General features: G+C 67.5%; 9 protein-coding genes. 1 reads left to right on the forward strand and 8 read right to left on the reverse strand.

The genetic code is table 11. The features are described from left to right. Positions 1-18: 18 nt before the first annotated feature. The 8 genes from ACY5KJ_RS14840 to ACY5KJ_RS14875 form a co-directional block, all read right to left on the reverse strand. Positions 19-957 (reverse strand): acyl-ACP desaturase, encoded by a 939-nt coding sequence (locus ACY5KJ_RS14840; RefSeq protein ID WP_462188670.1) that lies wholly within the window; start codon positions 955-957, stop codon positions 19-21. 16 nt (positions 958-973) lie between these two features. Continuing rightward, positions 974-1234, reverse strand: coding sequence for an acyl carrier protein (locus tag ACY5KJ_RS14845; RefSeq protein WP_462188678.1), 261 nt, complete (start codon positions 1232-1234; stop codon positions 974-976). Further along, positions 1234-1437: a hypothetical protein gene (locus ACY5KJ_RS14850; protein ID WP_462188671.1), complete on the reverse strand. Its 204-nt coding sequence runs from the start codon at positions 1435-1437 to the stop codon at positions 1234-1236. Before ACY5KJ_RS14850 ends, ACY5KJ_RS14845 begins: the two co-directional genes overlap by 1 nt. 171 nt (positions 1438-1608) lie before the next feature. Next, complete coding sequence (locus ACY5KJ_RS14855) at positions 1609-3288, reverse strand: copper resistance CopC/CopD family protein (protein ID WP_462188672.1); 1680 nt, start codon at positions 3286-3288, stop codon at positions 1609-1611. A gap of 5 nt (positions 3289-3293) precedes the next feature. Further along, positions 3294-4016 carry a YcnI family copper-binding membrane protein gene (locus ACY5KJ_RS14860; protein ID WP_462188673.1) on the reverse strand — a complete coding sequence of 241 codons (723 nt, stop codon included), beginning with the start codon at positions 4014-4016 and terminating at the stop codon, positions 3294-3296. A gap of 133 nt (positions 4017-4149) precedes the next feature. Next, positions 4150-4902, reverse strand: a complete 753-nt coding sequence (locus ACY5KJ_RS14865) for a hypothetical protein (RefSeq protein WP_462188674.1) — start codon at positions 4900-4902, stop codon at positions 4150-4152. Between the two features lie 228 nt (positions 4903-5130). Next, complete coding sequence (locus ACY5KJ_RS14870) at positions 5131-5520, reverse strand: hypothetical protein (RefSeq protein ID WP_462203613.1); 390 nt, start codon at positions 5518-5520, stop codon at positions 5131-5133. A gap of 207 nt (positions 5521-5727) precedes the next feature. Next, on the reverse strand, positions 5728-7338 hold the full coding sequence (locus ACY5KJ_RS14875) for a PAS domain S-box protein (protein WP_462188676.1): 1611 nt from the start codon (positions 7336-7338) through the stop codon (positions 5728-5730). A gap of 366 nt (positions 7339-7704) precedes the next feature. Here ACY5KJ_RS14875 and ACY5KJ_RS14880 point away from each other — a divergent pair. After that, a partial coding sequence (locus ACY5KJ_RS14880) for a DnaJ domain-containing protein (protein ID WP_462203614.1) occupies positions 7705-7816 on the forward strand: 112 nt, incomplete at its 3' end.

A 7816-nucleotide genomic window follows, 5' to 3' on the forward strand; every position in this document is an offset into this window, starting at 1 on the left:
AAGGCCACCCGACCAGGCTCAGGCCGGGACGGGGGCGGTCCGGCATGCGTCGATAAAGGTGATCAGTTCATTCACCCGGTCGGACCGGGCGTCGACGGCGCGGTTCACGACCCGGATGAGGTGAGCGTAGGCGTCCGTGTGGTCGTAGTGGGCGACTTCCCTGATCCGCAGTGCCCATCGCCAGTAGCCGCGGATGGTGTCGGCCAGTGGCATCCGGAAGGTCGCAATGACCTCGCGGATTGGCTCCACCACGGCGTCGCCCTCCCGGCGCAGGTACCGCTCGACCACATCCGCCATGAACGCGAAGTGGCGCGACTCGTCGCGGGCGAGTCGGGTGAGGACGTCGGCCAGGACCGGATTGCCGGCCACGGTGCGTAGCTGCTGATAATAGAGCTGCGTCGCCTTCTCCTGCACGAGTGCGTAGGCGAACAACGAGACCGCGTGGTCAAGTGGCAGATCGAATTTCTTGCGGCCCTCGGCCGCCAGTTCCCGACGCAGTTCCTCCGGTTCGGCGATACCGGCGGCGACCTGGTAGCGGAACAGGGCCCGGGCGTGGCTGTCCTCTTCCTGGGCCCACCGTACCGTGAAATGGTAGAGCTCACGGTTATGGATAAAGGTTTCCAGGTCAACGTCGGAGTTGAGCGGGAACGCACGCTCGTAGAGGCCGAAATAGCCGGGGAGATGGTCCTCGATCAGGGTGATGAAGCGGACCGCTGAGCGATGGCCTTCGGTGAGCCGGTCGGCCTCGGCCTCGTCCCACCGGAAGGCCGATTCGACGTCCCACCGGCGGGCGGCGGACCCGGCAGAATGAAACGCGGTGACCGCCGCCGCCAGGTCGGAGGCGGGCAGCAGCGGCGGCAGCACCGGACGGGCAAAAGGGCCGTCGGACCGGGCAGGGCGGCGTTGCCCCGCTTCCGGAGCAGAGGTATATGATATAACGGTGTTCGATACGGTCACGATGATTCTCCTGTTGTCAGACCGCCGCCGTCTCGAGCGCCGCAAGCACGATACGGACGACGTCGTTGATGGAGCTCAGGGTGAAGACGTCCTCATCCTCGATCTCGATATCGTACGTGCGCTCTATGCGGGAGATCATGACCAGGACCTTCACCGAGTCCGCGCCTTCGACGGCCCGCAGGTCGAGGTCGGGAGTGAGCGCGTCGGCTGGCATCCCGAGCTCGCGAGCAAGGATGGCGGTGACAGTACTGACAATCTCGGCGCGGGAGGGTGTCATCATGACTCCTTGAGAAAACCGTGCAGCCCGGGGAGAGACGTCGCCTCGCCCATGACAACGCCCTTGACAAGCGAGATGTAAACGGGATGAACGAGGTCACGCCGGACGTTTTCCAGCCCGAGGTCGGAAACCTTCCACTGGAGGCGCTCGTAGTGCTGGAAAACATCGAAGCTATGGGACTTGTCAGCGGTGGCGGTCGGCATGGATGGACTCCTTCTGAGCTTCCCTCGCAGGCCTTTGCCGCTCTACCATGGGTTGCCTGACCGATCATTATAACCCTGATATCACACGCCAATCGAACCATTCCGATCAGCTATCGCGGAAGCGCTTACCGCCGCCCAGCGTTCACGAGCCCTTCATCGTTCACGAGTCCTTCATCGGACCTGGTAGAACACGGTTGTCACGTACTGGTCGAAATCGTTCACTCGGAGCGTGAGCCGAAGTTGCCATTCACCGGGCAACGGCGCCCGGATCCCGTCGCTCCGCGCATGGCCCGGCGCGGCCAGGCTCAGCGGAACAGTGAAGGGGCCGAGATCGGCGGCCGGCAACGACAACGCCGCACTGGCCTCCACCAGTTTCTGCGGTTTGCCGCTCGGGCCCGTGGCGTGGACGTCCAGGGTCTGGGCGCCCACCCGCGTCGGTGAGACCCGCACCTTCACCGTCATCGGACCCGCGAAGGTGGTGTCGGAGAACGGCGGTGAATAGCTGGTACGTCCCGGTACCATGTTCACCAACCCAGCCGTGATCCCCAGCACGACAGCCCCGGCCACGATTTCCGCCATGACACCCCGCCGCAGCCCGGCAAGCAGAACGGTATCCGGCGAGCGGTCCGGCCGGCCGGCCGGCTGATCTCTGTTCGTTCTGTACTGCCGGCGGACCCACTGCCGCGCCAGAGCGCCGAGAGCGATCATTCCAAGGACCAGCCACACCTTGTACACCAGCAGTCGACCATAGCTGGTATCAATCAGGGCCCGTGGCGGGCCGACCTCACGCCAGCCCTGGAAGACCCCGCTGACCATCACGGCGGCAACGGCCACAACCGCGATCTTCGACCACCGGGGAAGGACCTCCGCCAGCTCGGTGGCCGATGCGCGGCGCACCAGGAAACCGGCAATCATCACCAGACCACCGATCCACACCGACATGGCGATCACATGCACCGTCGTGCTGGTGGTAGCCAGCCAAGCCAGGTCGCCGGCACTGGCATGACCGATCATGGCAAGCGTCACGGCCACCACGACACCGAGACCGGCGAGCTCCCCGTTTCCCCGCAGATCCACCGACCCGGTTCGCAACAGCCGCCGCACGAGAGGCACCATCAAAGCAAGAGCGAGCAGACGGATCAGCAGCAGGTGGCCGAACCGATCCGCCAGGGTGGTCGACAGAACCGACCACTGCCCGAGTCCCCCGAGGCCGAGCCCGGCAGCGTAGGGGCCCTGCAGCAGCAGCTGCGCGAAGGCCGCAAAAACGGATAATCCCCACGCTGCCATCAACAGCCGGCCGGGGCCGGCCGCACGAAGACCTGTCGGCCAGAGCACTATCAGAAAGAAACAGACGCCCAGTAACAGGGCCGTCGCGGCGTATCCGAGAAATCTCGCCACGGCAAAGACGACGCCCACCGTCGAGGAGCCCGATGTGCCGGAGGCCGCCGCGGCGGCGGCCTCCGGCGGCCCGCCCACACCGAAGGCGAGCGCACCGGAAACAGGATGGCTATCCGCCGAGATGACACGCCAGCTCGCCACGTACGTGCCGTTCGGCAGCCCCGGCCGGAGCGCGACCGTCGCCTGCGAGGCCTTGGGACCAGATCCGGCACGATCATCATCGACCCGCCTACCCGCGGAATCGAGCACCCGGATCGAATCGCGCGAGACCCGCACCGACTCGCTGTAGTCAAGGGTTACCCGTGCGGGTGCGACGCCGAGTGCCGCGCCGTCCACGGGGTCGCTACCCGTCAAAAGGGCATGCGCCGACGCCGACGGGACCCCGAGGCCGAGACCGATGGAGGTGGTGGCCATGACCAGGAACGTCACGGCCACCACCAGGATGCGGCGCACGACGGTTAGGCGCGCCGCCGCAAAGAGATCAGCGCGAATCCACCGGCAAGCAACCCGAGTGCGCCAAGGACGAGACCGGCGATCCCCAGGCCACGCGCCGTCCCGTCGGAATCGTCGGAATCGTCGGAGGCCGATGCGGCTTCGTCCGACCGCACCGTGGCCGCGCCATGCCCACCGGACCCCAGGGAGGATGCTGTCAGCGTGAGGACCGGCGCCGGCTTCTCAGGCTCCTGGGCGCCGGGGGCGACGACATCGACCCACCGCACGACCGAACCATCGGAGTAGGTCTGCAACGCCTTGAACACAATGTGGTCGGTGTTTTCGGGCAGCGGCCCGGCGGAGACGGTGAAGGTGTCGAACTCCCCGGGCTTGATCCCGCCATCCCCCTGCGCCGTCCAGGCAATCCTGGTGACGACCTCCTTGACCTCTCCGTCGTCCGTCATGAGCGGCTTCGGCGGAGCCGCCTTGGTGATCTTGTGTGTCCACCCCGCCTTGGGCTGGACCGACACGGACACGATCGGGGTGTCGGTGGGAAGCTGGACGTCCAACCCGGTCGTGGACGCGGTGTCCTTCTCCGTGGGGACCTTGAACGACAAGGTGGCGTAGCTGCCCGCGGCAGCCGTCGGCGGCTGCACCGTGACATGGGCGGACGCCGGTCCGGCCAGGAGGAACATCGCTGCCGCGGCAGTGCCGGCAAGCATGCCGGCACGCCGAACGTTGCGGTACATAAGATCCCTTCGAACGTCCCACGGCGCGTGGGACCACCTGAAGATGCCTTGCCTTGCTCGCGCCGGGGTCGCTCGTCGGGCAGATGAGCCCGCCAGGGGAACTCGTCTACCAGGCTCGCCGTGACGTCAACGCTCACCGTGACGTCAACCCCGGAGAAGGGGAAGCGGGTGGTCCCCGACGCCGTGCGCCACGGCCAAGGGGGCGAGCGTGCGGTCTCGGCGCCCGCTTCCGAAGGTTGATCTTCACGGTGGGTGGGACAGGCGGAACGACGGCAACGGTCACCGGATACAGCAACAGGGCCACAACGGTGCGCGGCTTCAGTCCGGCCGCACACCACACAGCCCGCTCGGAGTGACGAAGCATCAATCCCACACAGCCCACGGCAATGCCGTGGGCCGCCGTCATCGGAACATCCAGGCTCGGACCGCTGGCCAGGTGGGTGTGCGGATGCGCAAGTACGAAGGTGACATGGAGGGCGATCTGCGTCACCCCCAGACCCGCGAGCAGCGCAGCGACTCCTCGCTCGCGGTCCGCGAACCCGAACGCCACCCGGGTGAGGAGGAGGACCGCAACCAGCATGATCCCAGCGGCTGGCCGCGGCCCCCCGCCAGAGACGTGCGCTGCCCAGGCCAGACACACCGAGGACGAGGCGAACACCACGGCTCGGCCCAACCGGGCCGTTCCCCTGTCCACCTCGCACCCTGTTGCCACAACGAGCAAGCTTGCCATGCCCGCCGCGGTCATGGCCACACCCCCGGAACCGTGCGGCTGGGGTTGATGATCTGGGGCGACGACCTCATTCAACCCGAACCGCCACCAGGCAGCCGCGGGCACCGCGATGATCGCCGTGAACACGATGCCCGAGGCCAGAAAGCCCAGGCCCATCCAGCTGGCCGATGCCGATCCACCGCTACGGAGTCTGCCGCCGTCGGGCACTGCCGCCGTCGGGCACTGAGGAATGACGGGCGGCGGATCCCGGGCAGGAAAGCACCTCCAGCCACTCGAAGGCGCCTTCGAGTACTCCGTCTACCGCAGACGCCTACCGCAGACGTCCGACAGGTGGGGTGCTTTCCGTCGTTGGACGGCACCCCACCCTCCGGTCCGCCTCGGCGGCTACGCCGCGGTGAACGGCTGCTGCCCGCCGAACCGCTGCCCGGCCTGTTCCGCCGTGGGCTGCTCAGCCTGGCCCCCGGCGGCCGGCTGCTCGGCCGCGGCTGGCGCTGGGGCCTGCTCGGCTGCAGCCTGCGCCGCTGCGGTGGGTTGCGCTGCTGGACCGGCGCCTGCGCCCGCCGCAACACCCACCAGCTCGCGTATCCTGCTTTCCACGTACCTGTCGCTGTAGTGCGACCTGTCGGCGATGCGCTGAACAAGGTCGTCGACGCTCGAGGCTGCGTCCAGGTCCGACGCGTTTACCTCGGCGAACTGGTCAAGGATCTGGTATCGGATCTGCTGCCAGTTTTGCCGCAGCACGCGCTCCACCTGCTGCGCTTCCTGCTGATGCATTATCATCACTCTACCCCGGTCGGGCATCCGTCCCACGGCTGAGCCTATGACGCGGGCAGAGACTGTCAACCGCAGAAACCACCACCCGTGACCAGGGCCGCGCGGCAGGACGAGCGACGACGAAAGCGCCGGCTGACGGATATTTCTTATCAACGGGGCAGAAAGGAAATATCCTGGCCGTTGAGGTGGGTCCTGGTTGATTCGTGGTCAGGTCGGAGGGTCGAGGGCTTCTCGGACTTTGGCGAGCAGGACCCGTTCGGAGAAGGGCTTTTCGAGCAGGATGACACCGGGATCAAGTTTCCCCTGGGTGGTGAGGACCGGGTGGGCGTAGCCGGACATGTAGAGCACCCGGGTGTCGGGGCGAGTGGAGCGGATCCGGCCGGCGAGTTCCTTGCCCTGCATGCGCGGCATGATGACGTCGGTCAGCAGCAGGTGGACGGGGCCGGGGTGGTCGGCGGCGAGGGGGATGGCCTCGTCGGCGGAGGTAGCGGTGAGGACCTGGTAGCCGTTGCGGGCAAGCAGGCGACGGGTGACCTCGAGGATGGCGGGCTGGTCCTCGACGAGCAGGACGGTCTCGCCCGCGTGTGCCGGAGTGCCGGTCGCGGTGTCCGGCTGACCGGCGGCGTCCGGCTGACCGGCGGCGGTGGCGGGGAGCAGGCAGCGAATGGTGGTGCCGACCCCGGGTTCGGAGTAGATGTCGGTGTGCCCGCCGGCCTGGCTGATGATCCCGTAGACGGTGGCGAGGCCGAGGCCGGAGCCTTCCCCCTTGGGTTTCGTGGTGAAGAACGGTTCGAAGACCCGGGCAAGGACCTCCGGGGGCATGCCGGTGCCGCTGTCGGAGACGCGGATCCGTGCATGCGGGCCGGCTTTCACGCCCGGGCGTTCGCTCGCGTAATCCGGATCGATAGTGATGTTGGCGGTGTCGATGGTCAGCACGCCGCCGTCGGGCATGGCGTCGCGGGCGTTGACGGCAAGGTTGGTCAGGACCTGTTCGATCTGGCCGGGGTCAGCCAGGATGGGCCACAGCTCGGGCTGCAGATGGATGTGCAGCTCGATGTGTTCGCCCAAGGTGCGGTGCAGCAGGTTCTCCAGGTCGGTGACGACCTGGTTGAGGCTGAGTACCCGGGGCTGCACGGTTTCGCGGCGGCCGAAGGTGAGGAGCTGGTGGGTGAGGACGGTGGCGCGGTCGGCGGCGCGTTGGATCTGTTCGATGTCGCGCAGTACGTCGTTCCACCGTCCGTCCGCGGTCTGAGTGGCGGCGGCCTGGGTGACCTCCTCGGCGACGAACGAGGCGTAGTTGATGATGGCTCCGAGGAGGTTGTTGAAGTCGTGCGCCACCCCGCCGGCGAGCTGGCCGAGGCTTTCCAACCGCTGGGGCTGGTGGAGCTGGGCCTCGAAGTTGCGGCGTTGCGCCTCGACGCGCAACCGTTCCCCCTCGGCCTGGACTTCGAGGCGGTCGGTGACGTCCCGGACCGCCGCGGAGACGAGTATTCCCTCCTCGGTCTCCAGCGGGCTGAGACTGATCTCCACGGGGAACTCGCTGCCGTTGCGGCGGCGGGCAGCGAGCTGGAGGCGGGCACCCATCGGCCGGGGGTGGGGGTCGGCAAAGTAGCGGTCCCGATGATCAGGATGGACGGCGCGGGCACCGACCGGGATGAGGATCTCGACCGGTTGGCCGACCAGCTCGTCGCGGGTGTAGCCGAACAGCCGCTCGGCCTGCGCGTTGACCAGGACGATGGCCCCATCGTCCCGGACGGCGACGATCGCGTCCGGCGCCGCCTCCAACAGACCACTGGCCAGGTCTGAGGAACCCTTCACCACATCACCACGATCGGTAATTGATCTGCCTCTTTAAGTGATGCGGCGTGGACCATAGCACAGATGCCGACCCCCCGTGCCGACCCGTGCCGACCCGCCACCGTGGTTCACCGCTTATGCGTGCCTTCTCCCGGAGGACCGACCTGATCGGCTTGGTGGGATTCCGGCGGGTGGTTTTGAGGCGCCGGTGGATCGGGAAGCCATCGGATGGCGTAACACTCGGCCTCGGCGGCGGCACGTTCTCAGCGGCGGCACGTTTGGCGTGAGCATCTTCGACGTCGAGGACGGGGTGGTCGAGGACGGGGTGGTCGAGGTCCGGGCCACGGCCGGGGACAGCACTTGGGCGGCGATGAGGAGTGAGCGCCGATGGCCCGCGACTACTACGAGGTTCTCGGCCTCCGGCGCGACGCAGGCGGCGAGGAGGTGCAGCAGGCCTACCGCCGCCTCGCCCGCCGTTACCACCCCGACGTCAACCGCA

The organism is Frankia sp. CcWB3 (assembly GCF_977927595.1).